14 protein-coding genes are annotated in these 21,844 nt (G+C 62.8%); 8 read left to right on the top strand and 6 right to left on the bottom strand.

The features are described 5' to 3' along the window. Positions 1-14 precede the first annotated feature (14 nt). The gene (locus ACQ4W6_RS05805) at positions 15-1,241 is read left to right on the top strand and encodes an MFS transporter (protein WP_436566231.1); all 1,227 of its coding nucleotides are present in this window, start codon (positions 15-17) and stop codon (positions 1,239-1,241) included. A gap of 49 nt (positions 1,242-1,290) precedes the next feature. Here the strand turns inward: ACQ4W6_RS05805 and ACQ4W6_RS05800 are convergent, their stop codons facing one another. The 6 genes from ACQ4W6_RS05800 to ACQ4W6_RS05775 form a co-directional block, all read right to left on the bottom strand. Continuing rightward, positions 1,291-2,931 carry a M28 family peptidase gene (locus tag ACQ4W6_RS05800; RefSeq protein WP_436566230.1) on the bottom strand — a complete coding sequence of 547 codons (1,641 nt, stop codon included), beginning with the start codon at positions 2,929-2,931 and terminating at the stop codon, positions 1,291-1,293. Between the two features lie 136 nt (positions 2,932-3,067). Further along, entirely contained in the window at positions 3,068-3,904 is an 837-nt protein-coding gene (locus tag ACQ4W6_RS05795) for an HDOD domain-containing protein (RefSeq protein ID WP_436566229.1), read from the bottom strand. Positions 3,905-4,025: 121 nt separating this feature from the next. Further along, positions 4,026-5,114, bottom strand: coding sequence for a BMP family ABC transporter substrate-binding protein (locus tag ACQ4W6_RS05790; RefSeq protein WP_436566228.1), 1,089 nt, complete (start codon positions 5,112-5,114; stop codon positions 4,026-4,028). 84 nt (positions 5,115-5,198) lie between these two features. Beyond that, on the bottom strand, positions 5,199-6,128 hold the full coding sequence (locus ACQ4W6_RS05785; protein ID WP_436566227.1) for an ABC transporter permease: 930 nt from the start codon (positions 6,126-6,128) through the stop codon (positions 5,199-5,201). Further along, complete coding sequence (locus ACQ4W6_RS05780; protein ID WP_436566226.1) at positions 6,121-7,197, bottom strand: ABC transporter permease; 1,077 nt, start codon at positions 7,195-7,197, stop codon at positions 6,121-6,123. Before ACQ4W6_RS05780 ends, ACQ4W6_RS05785 begins: the two co-directional genes overlap by 8 nt. Beyond that, positions 7,190-8,704 (bottom strand): ABC transporter ATP-binding protein, encoded by a 1,515-nt coding sequence (locus ACQ4W6_RS05775; RefSeq protein ID WP_436566225.1) that lies wholly within the window; start codon positions 8,702-8,704, stop codon positions 7,190-7,192. The genes ACQ4W6_RS05780 and ACQ4W6_RS05775 overlap by 8 nt, the downstream gene beginning before the upstream one ends. 417 nt (positions 8,705-9,121) lie before the next feature. Between ACQ4W6_RS05775 and ACQ4W6_RS05770 the strand changes: the two genes are divergently transcribed. The 7 genes from ACQ4W6_RS05770 (at position 9,122) to ACQ4W6_RS05740 (ending at position 21,821) form a co-directional block, all read left to right on the top strand. Then, on the top strand, positions 9,122-9,934 hold the full coding sequence (locus tag ACQ4W6_RS05770; protein WP_436566316.1) for an outer envelope protein: 813 nt from the start codon (positions 9,122-9,124) through the stop codon (positions 9,932-9,934). Positions 9,935-10,012: 78 nt separating this feature from the next. Beyond that, on the top strand, positions 10,013-11,863 hold the full coding sequence (gene tssF, locus ACQ4W6_RS05765) for a type VI secretion system baseplate subunit TssF (protein WP_436566224.1): 1,851 nt from the start codon (positions 10,013-10,015) through the stop codon (positions 11,861-11,863). Continuing rightward, on the top strand, positions 11,827-12,873 hold the full coding sequence (tssG, locus tag ACQ4W6_RS05760) for a type VI secretion system baseplate subunit TssG (RefSeq protein ID WP_436566223.1): 1,047 nt from the start codon (positions 11,827-11,829) through the stop codon (positions 12,871-12,873). Before tssF ends, tssG begins: the two co-directional genes overlap by 37 nt. Positions 12,874-12,935: 62 nt before the next feature. After that, a complete protein-coding gene (locus ACQ4W6_RS05755) occupies positions 12,936-15,107 on the top strand; it encodes a type VI secretion system Vgr family protein (RefSeq protein ID WP_436566222.1) in 2,172 nt (723 codons plus the stop codon). A gap of 2 nt (positions 15,108-15,109) precedes the next feature. After that, entirely contained in the window at positions 15,110-16,450 is a 1,341-nt protein-coding gene (locus ACQ4W6_RS05750) for a DUF2169 family type VI secretion system accessory protein (protein ID WP_436566221.1), read from the top strand. Continuing rightward, positions 16,447-21,447: an RHS repeat-associated core domain-containing protein gene (locus tag ACQ4W6_RS05745; protein ID WP_436566220.1), complete on the top strand. Its 5,001-nt coding sequence runs from the start codon at positions 16,447-16,449 to the stop codon at positions 21,445-21,447. Before ACQ4W6_RS05750 ends, ACQ4W6_RS05745 begins: the two co-directional genes overlap by 4 nt. Then, positions 21,444-21,821: a hypothetical protein gene (locus ACQ4W6_RS05740; protein WP_436566219.1), complete on the top strand. Its 378-nt coding sequence runs from the start codon at positions 21,444-21,446 to the stop codon at positions 21,819-21,821. Before ACQ4W6_RS05745 ends, ACQ4W6_RS05740 begins: the two co-directional genes overlap by 4 nt. Positions 21,822-21,844 lie beyond the last annotated feature (23 nt).

Here is a 21,844-nt window from a genome sequence, read left to right as displayed (position 1 = left end):
GAAAGTTGTATCGCATGAAACCAGTCGCGCCCGCCGCACCCCATTCCATCGACGCCAGCACCCTGCTGAGCGCCACCCGCATCCTGTTGTTTGCCCTCTCGGCCGGGGTGCTCGTCGCCAGCCTGTACTATGTGCAGCCGCTCACGTCCATGCTGGCCGCCTCGTTTGGCGTGGGCGTGCCGCAGGCCGGCTACCTGGTCACGGCTACGCAGATCGGCTATGTGCTGGGCATCGTATTTTTAGTGCCCCTGAGTGACGTGTTGAACCGGCGCAAGCTGCTGACGTGGATGCTGATCGGCAAGATAGGCGCCCTGCTGCTGGCCGCCAGCAGTCAGAATATTATCGTCTTTGCCATCGCCAGCGTCTTGATGGGCATCACGGCCAGCGCGCTGATGGTGGTCACCGCCATGGTGGCCTCATATGCGCCCGACCACAGCCGTGGCCGCATGGTGGGCACCGTCATGATGGGCTTGTTGTTGGGAATCTTGCTGGCCCGCACCGTGTCCGGCACGGTGTCGCAGATCAGCGGCGGCTGGCGCACGGTCTACGTGCTGGCCGCCATCGTCGTGGCGGCCCTGCTCATCATGCTGCGCCGCATCCTGCCCGACGAAGCACCGCGTGGAAAGCTGCAGTACGGCAAGCTGATGGCGTCCTTGGCCGACATCATCCGCCAGGAGCCGCTGCTGCGCCAGCGCGCCCTGTTCTCGGGCCTGGGCCTGGGCACCTTCAGCGTCTTCTGGACGGGGCTGACCTTCCTGCTCAGCGGCGCGCCCTATCATTATTCGGAAATGCAGATCGGCTTGTTCGGCCTGGCGGGCGCCACGGGCGCCTTTGCCGCCAACACGGCGGGCCGCATGGCCGACCGCGGCTACGCGCGCCAGGCCACCTGGCTGCTGGCCGTGGCCTCGATCGCGGGCTGGGCATTGATCGGCTTTGGCGCCCATTCGCTGCTGTTGTTGCTGATCGGCATAGTCCTGCTGGACATGGGCGTGATGGGGCTGCAAGTGACGCACCAGTCCGTCATCTACAAGCTGGCGCCGAATGCGCGGGCCAGGGTCACCACGGTGTTCATCGCGGGCGGCTTCATCGGCGCCTCGGCAGGCTCGGCGCTGGCCAGCGCCAGCTACGCGGCAGGCGGCTGGCTGGCCCTATGCGCCGTGGGCGGCGCCATGCCGCTGGTAATGCTGCTGGTGTGGAGCAAGTACCGCCACACGCAGCGGCGCATGGAACAGGCGGCCTGAAAAAAAACCGCTCAGCTTTTAGCACTGAGCGGTTTTTTGCATTACAGCCTTACTTCGCTTGCGCGCGCGCCTTGCCAAAGGCGTCGCCCGCTTTCCAGGCTGGCATTTTCGCGCCATTCGCCACCGCCTGACCCAGGTTCAGGGTGAACTGCGCCTGCTGCGTCATGCCGGACAAATCCCAGCTGGCATCGTACTCATCGGTGACTTGATGGTAGCGGGGGCCATACGCGGCGGCCTTGGCTTTCGACGCTTCCACGTCCAAGATGTACTCGCGTCCGCCATTGATGGAAAACGCGGGCACGCCCGCCTTGGCAAAGCTGAAATGGTCGCTGCGGAAGTAACCGCCCGCCAGGTCGGGGCGCGCCGCCGCGATGTGCATGCCCATCGATTTCGCCACGGTGGCGGCGATGGCTCCGAGTTCCGTGCGCTCGCTGCCTTGCGCGCCGATGTCGTGCGTGGCGCCGACGAAGTTCAGGCTGTCCAGGTTCAGCGCGGCAGCCGTCTTGTTCAGGGGCCACAGCGGATCGGCCGCATAGGCGGCGCTGCCCAGCAGGCCTTGTTCCTCGGCGGCAACCCACAGGAAGATCTGCGTGCGCTTCGCCGGTTTTTTCACCGCTGCCTGCGCCATGGCCAGCAAACCAGCCGTGCCGGAGGCATTGTCGACGGCGCCGTTGTAGATCGTGTCTCCTGCTTTTTCGTCATCCCTGCCTTGCATGCCCAGGTGGTCCCAGTGGCCGCTGTAGATGACGGCCTCATCCTTGAGTGCCGGGTCGGTGCCCGGCACCATGCCGGCGATATTGAATTGCTCCACCTTGCGCACGGTCGATTTCATTTCGCCGCTCAGCTTGGCGTCCAGCGCGACGGCCTTGAAGTCCTTGTTTTCCGCTTGCGCGCGCAAGGCGTCCAGGTCTTGCCCGCCCGCCGTGAAGAGGCGGCGCGCCGCCTCTTCCGTGATCCAGCCTTGCAGCGGCGTGCCCGCCGTGCGGCCGGCCAGCTGGAAACGCTCGCTGCCACTCCAGCTGTTCTGTACCACGCTCCAGGCATACGATGCAGACGGCTTTGTATGGATCAGCAACACGCCGGCGGCGCCCTGGCGCTGGGCTTCCTCGAATTTATACGTCCAGCGGCCGTAATAGGTCAGCGCCTTGCCGGCAAAGCGGCTCGGCTCGGCAGCAGTGGGCTGCGGGTCGTTGACCATCATGACGACGATCTTCCCTTTGACATCGCTACCCTTGAAATCGTTCCAGAGCTCTTCCGGCGCCGTGATGCCATAGCCGACGAATACCAGCGGTGCGTCAAAGGTGTGGGCGGCAACGGAGTCGCCCGTGGCCCAGACCCAGTCCTGGCCGAACGCCAGCGGCACGGCCTTGCCGCCCGCCAGCGCCTGCAGGCTGCTGTCCGCGGGCAATGACTTCACGCCGGCGATCTGCACGCTCTGGCGAAAGCTGTTGCCGCGCACCGGCTGCAAACCAGCCATCTGCGCCTGCGTTTCCAGGTAAGCCACCGTCAGGTCGGCGCCGCGCTGGCCCGTGCCCCGGCCTTCCAGCAAGTCATTCGAGAGGAAAGCCAGGTGGGCGCGCAAGGGCGCTTCCTGCACCACCGGCAAGCCGTTCGCGGCGTGGACAGGAAAAGCCAGCGCCAGGCTGGAAACGAGCGCCGTGGCGGCCAGGGTAGAAAACAGCTTCTGCATGAGATCCTTTGGATAAGAGGAGAGGTGCGTCCGGCGGATGGCCGAGGCGGCGATTGTATGCCATGGGGAAAGATGCATCAAAATGCGGACGAAAAAAATCCCCGCGGCAATGGCGGGGATAGGCGGCAGAAAAAACTCAGACCAGCAAGGCCGCTGCCAGTGATTCGATCTCTTCGGCCGACTCGTCGAGTATCGTGTGCAGGGTGCTGCCGCCGATGCCGAAGTCAATTTTCGCCGCCGCCTGGCGCCGCGCGGCGCTTTCCGGCGGGTGCAACGGCGAACTGACGGGCGCCAGGTCGTTCGCCAGCACCAGGGTCGCGCCCAAGGTGCGCGGCGGAAACGGGCTGCCACCATGCCACATGCCTTCCACGGCCTGCAGCACCAGGTCCGGCACTTCGAGCTGGCGCAGCACGCCGCGGCCGATCAGCTTTTCGCCGTATTCGATCCAGTCTTCCGTGTTGTCATCGAGCAAGCCCGGGTATTCCTCGGCGCGCGACAATAAATAGAATCCACCCACTTCATGCACGATAGCGGCAAACATGGCCGTTTCCGCATCCACATGCGTGACTTTCTTGGCGATGACCTGGCTCAGCGCGGCCACGTGGGCCGTGTGCTCCCACAGCTTGGCGGCCTTGGCGCGCAATTGCGGGTCGGTAATCTGGCTGCCCAGTTGGCGCACGATGACGGACGCCACCATCGACTTCAAGGTGGCAAAGCCCAGGCGCGAGACGGCCGCGCGCACGTTGGCGATTTCATTGCCGGAACGGTTGTAGGCGGCCGAGTTGGCCAGCGCCACGACGCGCGCCGACAAGAGCGGCTCGGCCATGACCATGCGGGCGGCCGCTTCGATATGGCAATCGGGGTCGTCCAGCGCGTCCTGCAGCTTCAAGGTAGCCTTGACGTTGGCGGGAAAGGTCAGCTCGCCCTTGCTGGCCTGCAACGCGATGATTTTGAATACTGCCAATCTTTCCATGGGTTTATCTCCGGTACGGGCTTGTTCAGGCTCTGCTGTGAGGACGAACCGGGCATGCGCATTGCGTCCCGGCCCTGCTCCCGTTTCCGGCAATATTACAGCAAGTTCAAACCCACACCTATTACTTTCCGGAAACTTTTCCGGCCACGCCTTCGACAAAATAATCCATCTTCGTCAGCGCCGCATCGTCCAGCACGCCCTTGTCCAGGCGCACTTTGCCGTCGTTATCCTTGACCGGTGCACTGAAGGGATTGAGCTTGCCGGCCACCAAGTCTTTCTCGCGCGCCAATACAAACTGTTTCACATCCGCCGGCACGGCCGCGTTGATGCCTTCCAGCTTGACCATGCCATCCTTGATGCCGCCCCAGGTGCTGCTGGACTTCCATGTGCCGTCCAGCACGGCCTGCGCCTGCTTGGTGTAATACTCGCCCCAATGGTGGGTGACGGCGGCCAGTTGCGCCTTCGGGCCGTACTTTTTCATGTCGGAATGGTAGGCAATCGCATACTTGCCCTTCTCTTCGGCCGCCTGCACCACGGCCGTCGAGTCCGTATGATGGGTGACCACGTCGGCGCCCTGGCCGATCAGGGTAATGGCCGCGTCGCGTTCCTTGCCCGGATCGAACCAGCTGTTCACCCACACCACCTTGACTTCCGCCTTCGGATCGACGCTGCGCATGCCGCGCGTGAAGGCGTTGACGCCCTGCAACACTTCCGGGATGGGAAAGGCCGCCACATAGCCGGCCACATGGGTCTTGCTCATCTTGCCTGCCAGCACGCCGGCCAGGTAGCGGCCTTCGTAGAAACGCGCGTTGGTGTTGGCCACGTTGGACGCCGTCTTGTAGCCCGTCAGGTGGATGAACTTCACATTCGGAAACTGCTTCGCCACCTTCAAGGTGGGATTCATGTAGCCAAACGAGGTCGTGATGACCAGCTTGCTGCCCGTTTGCGCCAGGTCACGGATCACCCGTTCCGCGTCCGCGCTTTCCGGCACGTTTTCCACATACTTGGTGGTGATCTTGTTGCCCAGCGCCTTTTCCATTTCCTTGCGGGCCTGGTCATGCTGGGTGGTCCAGCCCGCGTCACCGATGGGGCTGATATACACGAAGCCGATGTTCAATGGGGTAACAGCCGGCACGGCAGCGGGCGCAGCGGCCATGGCGGGCATCAGGACGGCACTGCAGACGGCGGCGCATAACAGTTTCTTGGACATGGTTTTCCTTGTGATGGCCCCCCATCGAAAATAAAGCAGACAGCGCGCCGCGGGGGAATGACGGCGCGCCTGGGCACGGAAGGGCTAACTGCCCGGATTGAAATTCTTGCCCAGCGACGCGGGCATGTTCAGCTTGATGTAGTTGGCATTGCTGGAGATCAAAACCAGCACGACGATGGCCGCCAGGTAGGGCAGCATCGACAGCAACTGCGAAGCGATGGGCACGCCCAGCGCCTGCGCGTGGAAGGTCAGGATGGTGATGCCGCCAAACAGATACGCGCCGCCCACCACGCGCGCCGGGCGCCAGGTGGCAAAGGTGGTCAGCGCCAGCGCGATCCAGCCGCGTCCCGCCACCATGCCCTCGACCCACAGCGGAGTATACACCAGCGATAAAAACGCGCCGGCCAGGCCACAGCAGGCGCCGCCGAACAGCACGGCCGCCAGGCGGATGCGGCGCACGGGGTAGCCCAGCGCATGCGCGGAAGCGGGCGACTCGCCGACGGCGCGCAGCACCAGGCCGGCCCGCGTGCGGTACAGGAACCAGGCGATGGCCACGCACAGCAGCAAGGACAGATACACCATCGGGTGCTGGCGGAACAGGGCCGGCCCCAGCACGGGAATATCTTCCAGCAAGGGAATGCCAAACTTGCCGTTATGCAAGCTGTTGCCCACATAGGCGATGCCGATGTAGGTCGAGGCGCCCGCGCCGAACAGGGACAGCGCCAGCCCGGTCGCGTACTGGTTCGTGCCCAGCCACACCGTCATCCAGGCAAAGAAACCTGACAGCAGCATGCTGGCACCCGCCCCTGCAATAAAACCCAGGGTGGGGCTGCCCGTGTTGACGGCCACGGCAAAGCCCGTGATGGCCGAGACCAGCATCATGCCTTCGGCGCCCAGGTTGACCACGCCAGCCTTTTCATTGACCAGTAAACCCAGCGCGGCGAGCATCAGCGGCGTGCCCGCATTGATGCTGGCGGCGATCAATGGCGCGATGGTGAGGGCCAGGTTATCCATGTTTTCTCCAGCGCAGTTTGTATTGGATCAATACATCGCAGGCGAGCAAGGCAAACAGCAAGATGCCCTGGAACACGCCCGTGATGGCGCTCGGCAAGCCCAAGCGCGATTGCGCCAGTTCGCCGCCGATATAAAACAGGGCCATGACGAAGCTGGAAAAAATCACGCCCACTGGATGCAGCCGCCCGACGAAAGCGACGATGATGGCGGCAAAGCCGTAGCCGGGCGAGACCGTGGGCGTCAACTGCCCCATCGGCCCCAGCACTTCGCACGCGCCAGCTAAGCCCGACAGGGCGCCGCAGATCAGCAAGGACGACCACAAGGTCTTGCGCGAGGAAAAGCCCGCATACCGGGCGGCAGCAGGCGCCATGCCGCCCACGCGCAAACGGAAGCCGGAAATGCTTTTCGACAAATACAACCAGCCGCCCAGGGATGCCAGCAAGGCAAACACGATGCCCAGGTGCAAGCGCGTGTCCGTCATGATCATCGGCAACAACAAGCCGTCCGACAGCAGTTTCGACTGGGGAAAATTGAAGCCTTCCGGATCGCGCAGCACGCCATACACGAGATAACTGAGCAGCAACTGCGCGATATACACCAGCATCAGCGAGACGAGGATTTCGCTGGCGTTGTAGCGGTCGCGCAGCCAGGCCACCAGTCCCGCCCACGCCATGCCGCCCGCCATGCCGGCCAGCAAGGAGATGCCGATGATGGCCGCGCTGCCGACGCCATCGTCCAGGTACAGGGCCGCCGCGCCGCCGCAGATGGCGCCCAGCGTCAGCTGCCCTTCGGCGCCGATATTGTAGATATTGGCGCGAAAGCAGATGGCCAGGCCGACGGCGATCAAGAGCAGCGGCGCCACCTTAATGCCCAGCTCGGACCAGCCATGCGCATCACGCAATGGTTCGACAAAGAAGACGGCCAGGCCGGCCAGCGGATCGTGTCCCAGCGCCATAAACAGCAGCGCGCCGCACAGCACGGTGAGCAGCACGGCCAGCACGGGCGACAGCCACGACATCAGCCTCGACGGCGCGGGGCGCGCTTCGAGGCGCAAGGCAAACTTAGCCATGGACAGCCTCCTGCGGCCACAGCCCGCTCATCCATTGCCCCACCAGCGTAACGCTGGCATCAAACACGTCCAGCGATGGCGAAATCTTTCCTTTCGCCATCACCAGCAAGCGGTCGCTGATGTCAAACAATTCATCGAGTTCCTCCGACACCACCAGCACGGCGCAGCCCGCGTCGCGCAGCGCCAGCAATTCCGCGCGGATTTGCGCGGCGGCGCCCACGTCCACGCCCCAGGTCGGCTGCGCCACCACCAGCACGCTGGGCTGGCGCATGACTTCGCGCCCGACGATGTATTTCTGCAAGTTGCCGCCCGACAAGCTGCGCGCCAGCGCCTGCGGCCCGCCCGCCTTCACCTGGAAGCGGGCAATGATGGCGGCGGCCCGTTGCACGATGACACTCTGGCGCACGAAGCCGTGGCGGATGGTGGCGGGAGTCTGCAAGCTGAGTAAAACGTTGTCGGCCAGCGACATGTCGGGCACGGCGCCCCGTCCCAGCCGCTCTTCCGGCACGAAGCCAAAACCCAGCGCGCGGCGCCGGCCGGGCGGCAAGCGGCCCGCCGGCGTGCCGTTCAAGACGATGCTGGCGGCAGCAGCGCGCGTATCCTCGCCCGACAAGGCAGCGAGCAATTCCTGCTGGCCATTGCCGGACACGCCCGCGATGCCGACGATCTCGCCCGCGCGCACCTCAAAATTGATATCCGTCAATTGCGTGGCGAAAGGGTGGCTCTTCGGCAAGTGCAACTGCCTGACGCTGAGCATGGCCGCACCGGGCGTGCGCGCCACGCGCGTGACGGCCGGCGGCTCGGCGCCAATCATCATGCGCGACAGGCTGGCCGCCGATTCCTCGCTGGGGTCGCACACGCCCGCATTCTTGCCTGCGCGCACCACCGTGCAGGTATGGCACAGGGCGCGGATCTCGTCGAGCTTGTGACTGATATACAGGATGCTGCAGCCTTCGGCCGCCAGCTGGCGCAAGGTGGCAAACAGTTTCTCCACGGCGCCCGGCGTCAGCACCGAAGTTGGCTCATCGAGGATCAACAGTTGCGGCTTGGCCAGCAGCGCGCGCACGATTTCCACGCGCTGGCATTCGCCGACCGACAGCGTATGCACATGGCGCTGCGGCTCCAGGTCCAGGCCATACTGGCGCGCCGTCGCCTCGATGCGCTGCGCCAGCTCCGCCATGTCGGTGCCGGCCGGCAAGCCGAGGGCGATGTTTTCCGTCACGGTGAGCGTATCGAACAGGGAAAAGTGCTGGAAGACCATGGCGATGCCCAGCGCGCGCGCGGCCGACGGGTTGGCGATCTCCACTTCGCGGCCATTCCACACGATGCGTCCGCCATCGGGCTGCACGGCGCCATAGATGATTTTCATCAGGGTCGATTTGCCGGCGCCATTTTCTCCCAGCACGGCATGGATTTGCCCGGGCGCGACGGTGAGATGGATGCCATCATTGGCCACCACGGCCGGGTAGCGCTTGCTGATATCGAGTAGTTCCAGGCGTGCCGTCATTATTTTTTTCGTGCCTCGCGGTGGGAAAAATCAAGCTTCTGTCTCTATCGTATCGGCATCCGCAGCGCTTGGGGGCGTGGCGTGGCGGCGTGCATTTTCATTTCCACAAAAAAACAACACCTGTATACAATTTTGAAAAAAATTATCAGCTTTACAGTAACCGCCTTGCCCCGCAAGCGCGAGAAGGTGCGATGATTATATGCAGAAAATGATAGTAAGTATGCAAATAATACATATCGTCCGGCGCGGCGATTCTCGCATCATGGATTCAACGGCGCGCCTGTTGCGGCGTCACGGCGCATCGTGCGCGCCAAGCGCCCAGCCTTCCCTTTTCCCGTTTTCCCACACTGCCACCAGGAGCCGAAATTGCCAAAAACCCTACCGTGTCTGTTGCTCTGCCTCACCACCACCCTCGGCGTGGGCGCAACTGCCCAGGCTGCCGATTGGAGCGATACTGCGCTGAGCTGGCGCGCCGGCAATGATTACCGCGAACCGTACAATCCAGACGACATCAAGAAAAACATCTTTGCCATCACGCACGCCAGCGGCTACAAATACGGCAGCAACTTCGTCAACCTGGACTTTTTGATGTCCGACAGCAAGGACCCTGGCGCGCTGGGCAAGACTTCCGGCGCGCAAGAGGCTTACCTGGTGTATCGCAACACCATCGACATCGGCAAGGTGCGCGGCAGCGACATCAAGTTCGGCCCCGTGCGCGGTGTGGGCGTCACCCTGGGCTTCGACGTCAACACCAAGAACGACGTCGGCTACAACTCGCGCAAGCGCATGCTGGTGGCCGGCCCCACCCTGATGTGGGACGTGCCCGGCTTCTTCAACACCAGCTTGCTGTTGCTGCGCGAAAGCAATGCCCCCAGCGGCGCCTTCCCGCCCATCTCGCTGGTGACGGGCCGCTACACTTATAAAACGCACGCCATGCTGACGGGCGCCTGGGGCATTCCGCTCTCGCCGCTGTTCTCGTTCGAAGGTTTCTTCAATCTGATCGATGCCAAGGGCAAGGATGAAGTGGGCAACAACACGGCCGTGGAAACAAATATCGACATGCAAGTGATGTTCGACGTGGGCGCCGCGCTGGGCAGCGCCAAGAACACGTTCCGCGTGGGCCTGGAATACCAGTACTGGAAGAACAAGTTCGGCAACTCGGCCGCCACCACGGGCAACGTGGGGCAAACGGCGAAGACGCCGATGATACGCGCCGAGTACCATTTCTAAGAATCATTGTTACGCATCAACACCCACGCTCGCGCCTGATGCCAGCATGAAGCTTTCCAGCTGGCGGAGAGAGCGACCGTGGAACAATTATTGCCGTATTACGAACGCGAACTGGGCCTGTTTCGCCAATACACGCGGGAGTTTTCCAGCCGCTACCCGAAAGCGGCCGGGCGCCTGCTGATCGCCGGCGAGACGTGCGAAGACCCGCACATCGAGCGCCTGATCCAGTCCGTCGCCCTGCTCACGGCGCGTGTCGCCAAGCGCCTCGACGACAGCTACCCGCAATTCACCGAGTCCCTGCTGGAAACCCTGTATCCGCACTATCTGCGGCCATTTCCCTCGTGCTCCATCGTGCGCATCGCCGCGGACGAAGCACCGGGCGGCGTCCAGCTGGCCCAGGTTACGCATATTGCGCGCGGTAGCGTGCTGCGCTCGCCGCCAGTACAAGGCGTGGCCTGCAAATTCACCAGCACTTATGACGTGACCCTGGCCCCGCTGACGATTGCTCGGCTGCATTTTTCTCCCCTCATCGATGCCCCGCCCGGCCTGCGCCTGCCAGAAGGCGCCAGCGCGCTGCTCAGCATCAGCTTTGCCAGCAGCAGCGACAATTACCACCTGGACCAAGCCGGCTTGCGCCAGTTGCGCCTGTTTGCCGATGGCGAACCGTCCGTGCACGCAGCCCTGCTCGACGCCCTGTTCCTGCGCGGCGCCGGTGCGTATGTGGCGCTCGACGACTATGGCCCCTGGCAAGCCGTCGACGGCCAGCCCCTGGCGCCGGCCGGCTATGGGGAAGGCGAGGCGCTGCTGCCGTTTTCGGCCCGCTCACACCCGGCGCTGCGCCTGCTCACCGAGTATTTCGCGTTTCCGGAAAAATTCCAGTTTCTCGATATCGCCTGGCCCATGCTGGCCTGCCTGCTGCCACGGCAATGCCGCCAGTTCACCCTGCACTTGCCGCTCAAGGGCGTGCGCAGCGACAGCCACGAGGCGCGCCTGTTGTCCGCCGTCAGCCGCGACAACCTGCTACTCGGCTGCACGCCCGTGGTCAACCTGTTCGCCAAGTCCGGCGTGCCAATCCGCCTCACGCACACCGAGCCCGACTACGCCCTCGTGGCCGACGCCACGCATGCATTTGCCTACGACATCCACAGCATCGAGGCGGTGACCCTGGTGCGCAAGGACGAGGCCGGCGAGCGCCTGAGCACCTTTCTGCCGCTGTACTCTTCCTTGCATGGCGAACAAGCCGATAGCAGCGGCCAGTATTGGCTGGCGCGCCGCGACGAGGCCATGGCGGCGCTCAGTCCCGGCCATGAAACGCGGCTCAGCCTGATCGACCCGCAATTCTCGCCTGGCAGCGCGGCCAGCGGCACCGTCTCGACGCAGCTGTTGTGCAGCAACCGCGACTTGCCCACGCAGCTGCACTACGGCTTGCCGGGCGGCGACTTGCTGGCCGAAGACGTGCCCGACGGCATCCCCGTGCGCTTCCTGCGTAAACCCTCGCCCAGCCACCGTTTCGACGCGGACAACGGCGCGCACTGGCGCTTGATCTCGCACCTGTCGCTCAATTATTCAAGCCTGACGCAAGCGGGCCTGGGCGAATTTCAGAAAATGCTGAGCCTGTACGACCTGCCCCGTTCACCCACCAACCGGCGCCTGATCCAGGGCATCGTCACGCTTGAGCACGGCAGCACGCGCGCCTGGATGCCCACCGTGCCGTTTCCCACCCTGATGCCCGGTATCGCCATCCGCTTAGGTGTCGACGAGCAAGCCTTCGTCGGCAGCAGCATCTATCTCTTCGCCCAGGTGCTGCAACGCTATTTCGCCATGAACAGCCAACTCAACTGCTTTAGCCAACTAACGCTGCTGTCACGGCGCAGCGGCGAGGAACTCATACGATGCCCAGAGCGCAGCGCCGACACCACGCCAGCGTAATCGCGCAGCTGTTCGATGCGCCGCAGCGCTTCGCGTGCGTCCAGGCGCTGCGCCTGCTGCTGGCGTGGCTGGCCGAACACGGCATCGATGAAGAGGCCGCACTGGCCAATATCGTGCGCTTCGACAACAGTGTCTCGCTCAGCTTTCCCGCCAGCCAGATCGAAGCGCTGGCAACGGACGGCATCAGCGATGCCGATGCCCTGCTGCAAGCGCTGCTATCCGGACACAGCCAACAGGTTCACTTCACGCCCACCTTCATGGGCCTCCTGGGCAGCCACGGCGTTCTGCCCAGCCACTACTCGGAGCGCATCGCCGCCGCCCCGAACAGTGAGCGCGACAACGGTGCGCGCGCCTTTCTCGACCTGTTTTCCAGCCGCGCCATCGCCCTGTTCTACCAGGCGTGGAATAAATACCGGATCGAGCACGGCCCCCTGCGCCAGGCCTTCCTGCCCAGCCTGCTGGCCCTGGCCGGCTGCCGCCCGGGCAGCGGTGGCGGCGATGAGGCCATCGCCGTGTACAGCGGTTTGCTGCAGCCACGCAACGTCTCGTCCATCGTCATGGCGCGCATCCTCGGCGATCACTCTGGCGTGCCGTTCCAGGTGAGCGAAGCGAGCGGCGCCATGGCGCCATTGGCACCGCGCGAACAGACGGCGCTCGGTGGCGTCAATGCCGTGCTGGGCCAGCGCGCCATCGTCGGTGAGCGCTGCCGCCGCCCCGACCTGGCAGTGCGCCTGCGCATCGGTCCGCTGACGGCGCAGCAGCACGCCAGCTTTTTGCCGCGTGCCCCTGCCAGCATGGCGCTGCAACAGATGCTGATGCTGTTCGGCCATCCGCTATTGATCTACAACATCGTGCTGGTGCTGCGCGCCAGCGATGTGCACGGCCTGTCCCTGTCCGCCACCACGCACGGCGCGCTGGGCTGCAACAGCTTCCTCGGCAGCGACGCCACGGCGCGCCCGCGCGACGACATGCATTACGACATGCAACTGATGCCGTCACTCAATGCTTGAGCCTTGCGGCCGCGCAAAACGCTTGTGTTTGCAATTGCTACAGTCGGCCAACGATCCCAACCGTGAAGCGATACGCAATGAGCCTGTTCCCGGAGACGACGGCAGCATTAACAGCGCTGGCAGGCGACATGCAGGGCGAACGCTTGCTGCGCCTGCACTTTCCCCACGGCGATGGCCCCGCCCACATCCAGTTGCTGGCCAACAGCCTCGACGCCAGCGAAAGCCTGTCGCGCGACTTTTCCTACGTGGTGGAAGTGCTGTCCGACGATGCCTGCATTGCCCTGGACAAGGTGATGGGCAAGATGGTGACGATAGCACTGGTGCGCGAAGACGGCACCTTGCGCTACTTCAATGGCTACGTGTTCGAATTTCGCTTCATCCGCACCGATGGCGGCTTCGCGTTTTATGAGATGGTGCTGGAACCGTGGCTATCTCACCTGCATCTGCGGCAAAACAATGTCGCCTTTCATGGCTTGACGGTGGCGGCGCTGACGGACAAGGTTTTCGACGACTACCTGATGCGCGACTACAAGCTGGCCGCCGGCGGCATCGATCCTGCCATCACCTATACCTGCCAGCACAACGAGAGCGACCATAACCTGCTGCACCGCCACTGGGAACAACTGGGCTGGCACTACCGCTATGAACACCGCCATGACGGCCACACATTGTGGCTGTCCGACGACAGTGGCAGCGGCAAGGCCATCGATGGTGATTCGAGCGCCATGCCGTTCCAGCACCAGGCAGGCTCTGCGGAAGACGATGGCGTGCGCCAGTGGAGCACGGTACGGCGCATGGCGTCCGCCCGGATGACAGTGGCCAGCTTCAATTTCAAGAACCCGCGCAGCGCCCGCGCCAGCCGCGACTCCCTGAATAAACAAGGCGCCGTGCCTGCGCTGGAAATATATGAAAACACGGGCAGCTATGGCTTCAAGGATCTCGATGATGGGGAGCTGCTGGCCCAGCGCCGCATGGAAGAGCGCGACGCCGTGGGCCAACTGTACGAAGCGCAAGGCAACGACCGCACGGCCCAGCCGGGACGCTGGTTCACCTTGGACGGGCATTTTGATAGCGCAACTTCGGGCAAGGCCGCCAGCGAATACCTGATACTGTCCGTGCACCACTACGCCAGCAATAACTACCAGCAAGGCAGCCACGCCAGTTCCCACTACAGCAACACGTTTACCTGCATCGCGCGGGCCATTCCCTGGCGCCCGGGGCGCAACTTCCACAGCCGCGAACCGAAGATCCATGGCGTGCAGACGGCCACCGTGGTCGGGCCACCGGGCGAAGAAATCCACACGGACGGCTACGGCCGCGTCAAGGTGCAATTCCACTGGGACCGCCTGGGCACCTTCGACGACAAGAGTTCACCCTGGATACGCGTGATATCGAACTGGGCCGGGCCGAATTTCGGCCACATCAGCCTGCCCAGGGTGGGCATGGAGGTGGCCGTGCAATTTTTGGACGGCAACGTGGCGCTGCCCATCATCATCGGCTGCGTCTACAACGCGCGCAACATGCCGCCGTGGGACTTACCGGCCAACAAGACCCAGAGCGGCATGCTGAGCCGCTCCTCCAAAAAAGGTTCCGCAGCACACGCCAACGCCTTGCGCTTCGAAGACCGCAAGGATGCGGAAGAACTGTGGCTGCATGCGCAGAAAGACCAGCGCATCGAAGTCGAGCATGACGAGTCGCACTGGGTCGGCAACGACCGCCGCAAAACCATCGACCACGACGAAACCGTGCACGTCAAGCATGACCGCACGGAAACGGTGGGCCACGATGAAGACATTACCGTGCATAACAACCGCAAGGAGCGCGTGGACCACGACGAGCATATCGATATCGGCGGCAACCGCCGCGAACACGTGGGCGGCAACGAACAGGTGCAGATCGATGGCCACCGCTCGGAACGGGTGACCCTGGCCAAGGAAGAAAGCATCGGCCTGGCAAAGGTGCTGACTATCGGCGCCGCCTATCAAACCACCGTCATCGGCGCCATGAACACCACCGTGGTGCTGGCGCAGATGGAACAGGTGGGCTTGGCAAAAAGCGTCATCGTTGGCGCCGGCAGTACATTGGTGGCCACCGATTCGCACACGATGACGGTGGGCACGTCCAGCATCACCATCACGCCGGGCCGCATTGAACTCGTTGCCGATGAAATCATTATCCGCGGTAAAGCCAAGGTGCAAATCCATGGGGACGACATCGACAACAATCCGGGCTGACGATGAACGACGCCGGCACAGCCCATTTCAATATCCCCAACCTGCTCTTTGACAACCGCACGCCGCACGCGGCCAGCCAGTTTGACATGCTTGATCAATTTGGCGAGGCCTTTCATGTCGTGGTGGCGCGCATGGGCTACACCCTCGGCCCCTGCGGCGCCGACGGCATGGCCAGCCTGCTTCCCATGGCGCGGCCCTCGCCCCTGGCCAGCGAGGACCGGCACCTGGGCGGCGATACGCAGGCGGGCACCTTGCAGGAAAGCGACTTCGCGCCCTACAAACCGCGCTGCGACGTGATCGTCAATGGCGTGGCGCATGCGCCGCGCGGGCAGGCAATGCCGCAATTCCTCGTCAACCTGACAGTGCAGGCCGCAAAGAAAACCCTGATCGACAAGACCTTGCAGGTGTGCGGCGAGCGCGCCTTCCGCAAGAAAGCCGCGCTGACCCGCATGGCCCAAGGCTGTGCCCGCATCGCCACGCTGGGCTTGCTGCGGCCCAACCCGTGGCACTTGTCCGCCCCCCTACCGTTCCTGCAATTGCCGCTGTACTACGCCTATGCCTATGGCGGGCAATGCCGCATCGAGGCCGATGACTGCGCCGCCAGGGAATTGCCGCCCGCCGTCAGAATCCCGGGCGGCAGCGTGGCAGCGCACGACTCTTGCCAGGCCAATCCACTGGGACGCGGCTTTGCGCGGCACTGGTACCTGGAGTTGAAACAGATCAGCGAGCTACCGGCGCCGCGCATCACGCATCCAGCGCAGCCGTGCACCGCCGCCCAGTTCTGGCAAGGCGCGGGCGGCAAGGACTTGCCGGCGCCGGCCGGCCTGGCGCCTATCGGCCGTGGCTGGCTACCGCGCCGCACCCTGGCCGGCAGCATCGTGGAAAAGGAAAATTGGGACCCGGACGAAGTCCCTGCCCTGCCGGAAGACTTCAACTTTGCCTACTGGAACAGCACGCCGCCCGACCAGCAATGCCCGTACCTGGCGGGGCTGGAGCAATTCACGCTGACCAACCTGTGCCGCCACGACCATCCGTCGGCCCGCGCCGACCAGCGCGGCAATACCGTGCTGCGCTTCGCCTTGCCGCAACAAGTGCTGTGTTTGCTGCTGGCGGACAAGAACGACCAGTTGCTGGTCTGGCGCCTGGCCATCGATACCGTGCTGATCGATCCGCAGGCGGCCACCGTGGAGCTGGTCTGGCGCGCCATCGTGCCGGCCGACGCGGGCCGGGTCGCGTCGCGCCTGCTGCACCTGATGGAGCCGGCGCAGATCGCCAGGATCGAACTGCTGGAGCAGGCCCAGGAAGCAGTGAGCAAAGCTGCCAAGCAGGACGAAACACCATGACGAATGAAACCGTCACCCAATCCTCGCGCTTCTATTGCATCAGCCTCAGCCCCGACATTTGCAAGACGCCCGTCGGCTCCAGCACGCCGCCACTGCCCTACAGCATCATCGGCGAATTTGCAGATGCACAGAACGCCTCGCCCAACGTCAAATCGCACAGCGAAGCCGTCATTTTGCATCAGCGCAGCATCATCCCCACCGTCAAGGGCGACGCGGCGGGCAAGGCGGGCGGCATCAAGAGCGGCACCGTCGGCAAGCAAGTCGACACCAAGGTGGCCAGCACAATCCACCGCGCCAACGGTGCCGGCCTGGTGCAGAACGGGCGCGAAGTGTGGATGAATTCGCGCAATACGGTGGGCAAGATTTATGAGCGGGGCGGGGAGATGGCGAAGCCAGCCTTGTCCAGGCTAGGCAGCTTGCTGCACGAGCTGGCGCAAGACTACAAGGATCATGGCTCCAGGAAGATGCATGGCGCGGCGCAAGACCTGGAGGAGGTGGGCGGCAGCGTACTGACTGGCAGCGCGGTGCTGGGCGTGGCCGGTGTTGCCGTCGCCACTACAGGAGTGGGCGCCCCGGTTGCCGCCGCGATGGAAACGGCGGCGGCCGCAGGTGCTGTTGCGGGTACGGCTGCCGTTGCCAGTGGTACGGCCATGGAGGCGTCGGCTACGGCGCTCGATCAGGCGGCCGACTATATATTGACGGGCAAGACTCCTGATTTTCTCAATACCGCCGCAGACATCAGCATGAACATCGCCGGCACAGTGTTGCAAGCGGCAGTGTTCAGCAAAGTTCCTGGCGGGAAAATTCTAAGCAAATTTCTCGGCAAAAAAACAGCACCGACCATCAACAAGGTCAAGGAAAAGCTGGTCGGCAAAAAGCCGGACAAGCAGCCGCCGAAACGCGACAAACCTCCCCCAAAAAACAGCGGCGACGACGGCAAGAGCCGTGGCAAGAAGGAACCGAAATCAGAGGCACCATCCGACTGCTGTCCGAAGGATAGCGGCCCGGCCAGGAAACCCGTCAAGGGCCGCAAGCCCGTGCATTTTGGCACGGGCCAGGAAATTTTGGCGCAGACCGATTTCGCACTGGAAAGCAACATCCCCCTCGCCTGGACGCGCACCTACCGCTCCGGCGCCGAATGCGAAGACTGGGGCATGCTGGGCGCGCGTTGGGCCACACCTTACACCACCAGCGTGTCGCTGTGCGATGCCGGCGTCGTGCTCCACGACGACAGCGGCCGCGCCTTGCGCCTGCCGACTCTGGAAATTGGCCAACAACACGACAGCCGCAAGGAAGGCTTTGTCCTCACGCGCGACAGCGCTGACATCTTCAGCTTGCTGTGGCGCGACGGCAGCATCGACCGCTTTGCACGCGATCAAGGCGGCTGGCTGCCGCACGGCTACGATGGCGTCAACGCCATGCTGACCCCATCCGCCCCGCTCGCCACACAGCGCTTTGCACTGGTGCGTAGCGAAGGGCGCGACGGACGCGGCATCAGCATCGAAGGTTTTCCCGACGCCAAGCCTGGCGCCGTGCTGCTGCGCCTGCGCAGCGATGATGGCAGCGTGATCGAAGCCATGCGCGACGAGGTGCAACATGCCACCCGCATCGGCAGGGTCGACGAAGTGCTGGCGGACGGCAGCCGCATCTGCCATGTGCGCTACCAGTATGCGGCCGAGACCAGCGAAGCGCAGCCGCCCTTCGCGCCGCGCTGCAACCTGGTCAGCCAGTCGAATGCGCTCGGCGACACGCGCAATTACACCTATCGCCAGCATTTGCTCACGTCTTGCACCAGCTACACGGGTTTTGCCTACGAGCTGGAATGGGTCAGCCTTGATGCCCTGCGCGCCCGCTGGGGTGGCTCTGCGTTGAGCGAGCAGGCACTGGCGGCAACCTACCCAGTCACGCTGGCCAACAGCTACCAGGCGCGCGCCATCGCCACCCGTGCGCGCGACGGCAGCGAGCACACACGCATAGCCTACCTGGACATGGATACCAGCCGCGTCACGGAAAACGGCGGCGTCCTCGAGTACACCTTCGACGCCAACTGGCTGGCCACCGAAGTGCGCCGCGTCATCGATGGCAAGGCCGCCTCGCTGGGCCGGCGCGAATGGGACCGAGACGGCATGCTGCTGGCCGACATCGACGCCAACGGCGCGGCCACGCGCTATGCCTACGATGCGTCCGGCAACCTGACCAGCACCATCGACGCCACCGGGCACCGCAGCAGCATCGAATATGATGGCCGCAACCAGCCCGTCGCCTTCACGGATGCCTTGGGCAACACCGCGCACCGCGCCTACGACGCGGCAGGGCGCCCCGTCAGCATCACCGACGCGCTGGGCCGCGTCACGCGCTACCGCTACGACCAGCGCGGCCAACTGGCCGAATTGACCGACGCCAGGGGCGGCAGCAAACATTTTCAGTACAACCGCAAAGGCTGGCTGACCGCCTACACGGATTGCTCCGGCCACACCAGCGAATACAGCTACGACGCACAGGGACGGCTGGCGGCCACCCGCGATGCGCAAGGCCATGCCACCGGCTACGACTACGACGCACTGGGCCGGCTGATCCGTCTTACCGCCCCCGACAAAACCCACGAGCAGTACGTCTACGATGCCGACGGCAAGCTGTTGCAGCATGTGGATGCCGCCGGCCAGCAAACGCGCTACCGCTACAACGGCCAGGGCTTGCCGGTGGAACGCACGGACGCCATCGGCCAGACCTTGCGCTACCGCTACGATGCTGCACTGCAACTGACGGAATTGATCAACGCCAAGGGTGAAAGCTACCAGCTGGCGTATCACGCGGAAGGCTGGCTGAGGTCGGAAACGGGCTTCGATGGCAAGCTCACGCAATACAGTTATGACCGGGCCGGCAATCTGGTCGCCACCGAGTGCGCCAGCCAGCGCACGGAATTGCTGCGCGACGCGCTCGGCTTGCTGCGCGTCAAGACCACGTCAGACGGCGTGGTGCGCTACGCCTACGATGCGCTGGGCCGCCTGACGGCAGTGTCCGCTCCGCAAGCCGAACAGCGTTTCTTCCACGATGCACTGGGCCAACTGATAGAAGAGCGCAGCGCCTGCTTCCTGCAAAACCTGCCCGAAACGCCAAGATTGCCGAATGCCCGGCGCGCACCGGACGCCAGCTTTATCATGACGCACGCTTATGACGAGCTGGGCAACCGCATCCAGACCGTCTTGCCAAATGGACGCCGCATCGACACCCTGCGCTACGGTTCCGGCCACTGGCACGGCGTGCTGTGGCATGGCAAGCCCGTGGTCGATGTCGAGCGCGACAGCCTGCATCGCGAAAAGCAGCGGCAACTGGGCAGCAGCGGCTTGCTCGCCACGCGCCAGTACGACCCGCAATCGCGGCTCACCCAGCTGACCCTGGCGCGCGGCACCGGCACGCCCGCCCCAGTACGCGAACGCCGCTTCGAATACGATGCGCTAGGCAACCTGAACACTATCTTGCAGACAGGCGCCACCGCTAGCGGGCCGCTCGGCAAGCTGCGCTACACCTATGACCCGGTCGGACAACTGCTGTCCGCCGTGCAACCCGGCCTGGCCGAACACTTCGCATTCGATCCTGCCGGCAACCTTGTCGACCCAGCTCCCACCGCCCTGCCCGCCATCACCGGCAACCTGCTGAAAAGCTATGGCAATACCGAGTATGACTACGACGAGCAAGGCAACACCACCTGCAAGCGCTTCCATCCGCCGGGCAGGGAATCGACCTGGAGCGACCTGGCGCTGCACTACGACGCCGAGAACCGCCTCAGCCAAACCTGCAGGATGGAGCGCCAGTGGCGCCACCGCGCCCACTACTTCTACGACGCCTTCAGCCGCCGCATCGCCAAGCGTGTGGATGAAGCGCGGTGGGGCAAGCAGCAAGACATCGCAAAAGACCAGCCCGCCCACTGCGCCAGCAGCACCACCTTTTTTGTGTGGGACGGTGATGCACTGGCACAGGAACTTGGGCATGAAGAGACGGTCACATATCTGTATGAGCCGGACAGCTTCGTGCCGCTGGCCAGGATACGTTCGGAAGGTTGTCAGCAGGCAAGCGCAGTGCCCATGCCGTACGTCGCGCAATGGGCTCTGCCCGCCACCCGCTACGACGCCGAACAGCAGGCCGCCATAGCGCAAGAACAGGCGAACAGGGAAGCGCTGCACGTATCGGCATGGCAAGGTATTCAAGCGGCGGCCGACTGCGCCGCCCCGCAAGACCGCATAGCCCACTACCACTGCGACCATCTGGGTACGCCGCGTGAGCTGACAGATGCGCAGGGGAATGTGGTCTGGAGCGGGCGCTACAGGGCCTGGGGAAGCGTGCTGCACGTTGAAGGAGAGATTGCGCAGCCGTTGCGGTTTCAAGGGCAGTATGAGGATGGGGAAACGGGGCTGTTTTACAATCGGTATCGCTATTATGATCCTGAAGCATCGAGATATCTCACACAAGATCCTGCCGGGCTATCTGGCGGAATTAATTTATATAGCTATGCACCAAATCCCACAATGTGGATTGATCCACTTGGGTTACAAAAAAAATGTGGCACTTGTTGTCTCGGCGGGCGTTTTTCCAGCGCTGACAGCGCAGCTCGCGCAGCATTAACTCGCTACAATCCAAAGTCAATTCGCGATAATCTAGAATATGGCGGATTAATTTATAAAGGAAGAAATGGAAAATATGATTTCACCAAGGCAATGCGCGGGGACACAGACGGAGTAAATCCTTGGAATGGAAAGGGAGTTGCGAAAAATTGCGAAGAAAGAGGTTATTGGCATACACATGGAAATTACTCAAAAAAAGATGGCACACCAACAATAAAAGAAAATGATTATTTCAATAGCAACGTTTTTTCCCCGGCAGATAAAAATATAGCAAAATCAAGTGGCCAAGGAAAAGTAGAGTATCGAGGCTATGTAGGTACTCCAAGTGGAGAATTCAAAGGATATGATTCAAAGACTGGAATAACCTATAAAATATGAATAAATTCATCGTCTACTTTCTTGCGGCCATTCCACAATTAATTAGCCCGAAAAGTATCCCGAGAGATTTTTCCGAACTCAATATAAATATGAAAAAATACATACCTGACACAGATAATTTCGAAAAAAGCATTTCTGGAAAATACATGGAGATCTTAACTGTAGCCTTCAATGAATTCAAAAAAGAACAAAAAAATATTTCCGATTTTGAAATATACATTAAAGATAACGACGAAGAGATTGAAGTAACCTTCGTTCCGAATTTTGCACCGGGTGAAAAAATTCTCGGTGGGAAAACATCATTAGGAAGGTCCGTCACCTATACCATTTCAAAAAAAATGAGAAAAGTTATCAAGTCCAATTATCATAGATAGCATTAGTAGAATTATTAACTATT

The organism is Janthinobacterium woesei (assembly GCF_051380875.1).
Lineage (GTDB): Bacteria > Pseudomonadota > Gammaproteobacteria > Burkholderiales > Burkholderiaceae_D > Janthinobacterium.
Note: the sequence above shows the minus strand (reverse complement) of the source record. Positions and strands in the feature narration are given on the sequence as shown.

Excerpts from the sequence above, each read along its gene's own strand:
- ACQ4W6_RS05805 (WP_436566231.1), top strand. The coding sequence starts at position 15 with ATGAAACCAGTCGCGCCCGCCGCACCCCATTCCATCGACGCCAGCACC.
- ACQ4W6_RS05800 (WP_436566230.1), bottom strand. The coding sequence starts at position 2,931 with ATGCAGAAGCTGTTTTCTACCCTGGCCGCCACGGCGCTCGTTTCCAGC.
- ACQ4W6_RS05795 (WP_436566229.1), bottom strand. The coding sequence starts at position 3,904 with ATGGAAAGATTGGCAGTATTCAAAATCATCGCGTTGCAGGCCAGCAAG.
- ACQ4W6_RS05790 (WP_436566228.1), bottom strand. The coding sequence starts at position 5,114 with ATGTCCAAGAAACTGTTATGCGCCGCCGTCTGCAGTGCCGTCCTGATG.
- ACQ4W6_RS05785 (WP_436566227.1), bottom strand. The coding sequence starts at position 6,128 with ATGGATAACCTGGCCCTCACCATCGCGCCATTGATCGCCGCCAGCATC.
- ACQ4W6_RS05780 (WP_436566226.1), bottom strand. The coding sequence starts at position 7,197 with ATGGCTAAGTTTGCCTTGCGCCTCGAAGCGCGCCCCGCGCCGTCGAGG.
- ACQ4W6_RS05775 (WP_436566225.1), bottom strand. The coding sequence starts at position 8,704 with ATGACGGCACGCCTGGAACTACTCGATATCAGCAAGCGCTACCCGGCC.
- tssG (WP_436566223.1), top strand. The coding sequence starts at position 11,827 with ATGCCCAGAGCGCAGCGCCGACACCACGCCAGCGTAATCGCGCAGCTG.
- ACQ4W6_RS05750 (WP_436566221.1), top strand. The coding sequence starts at position 15,110 with ATGAACGACGCCGGCACAGCCCATTTCAATATCCCCAACCTGCTCTTT.
- ACQ4W6_RS05745 (WP_436566220.1), top strand. The coding sequence starts at position 16,447 with ATGACGAATGAAACCGTCACCCAATCCTCGCGCTTCTATTGCATCAGC.
- ACQ4W6_RS05740 (WP_436566219.1), top strand. The coding sequence starts at position 21,444 with ATGAATAAATTCATCGTCTACTTTCTTGCGGCCATTCCACAATTAATT.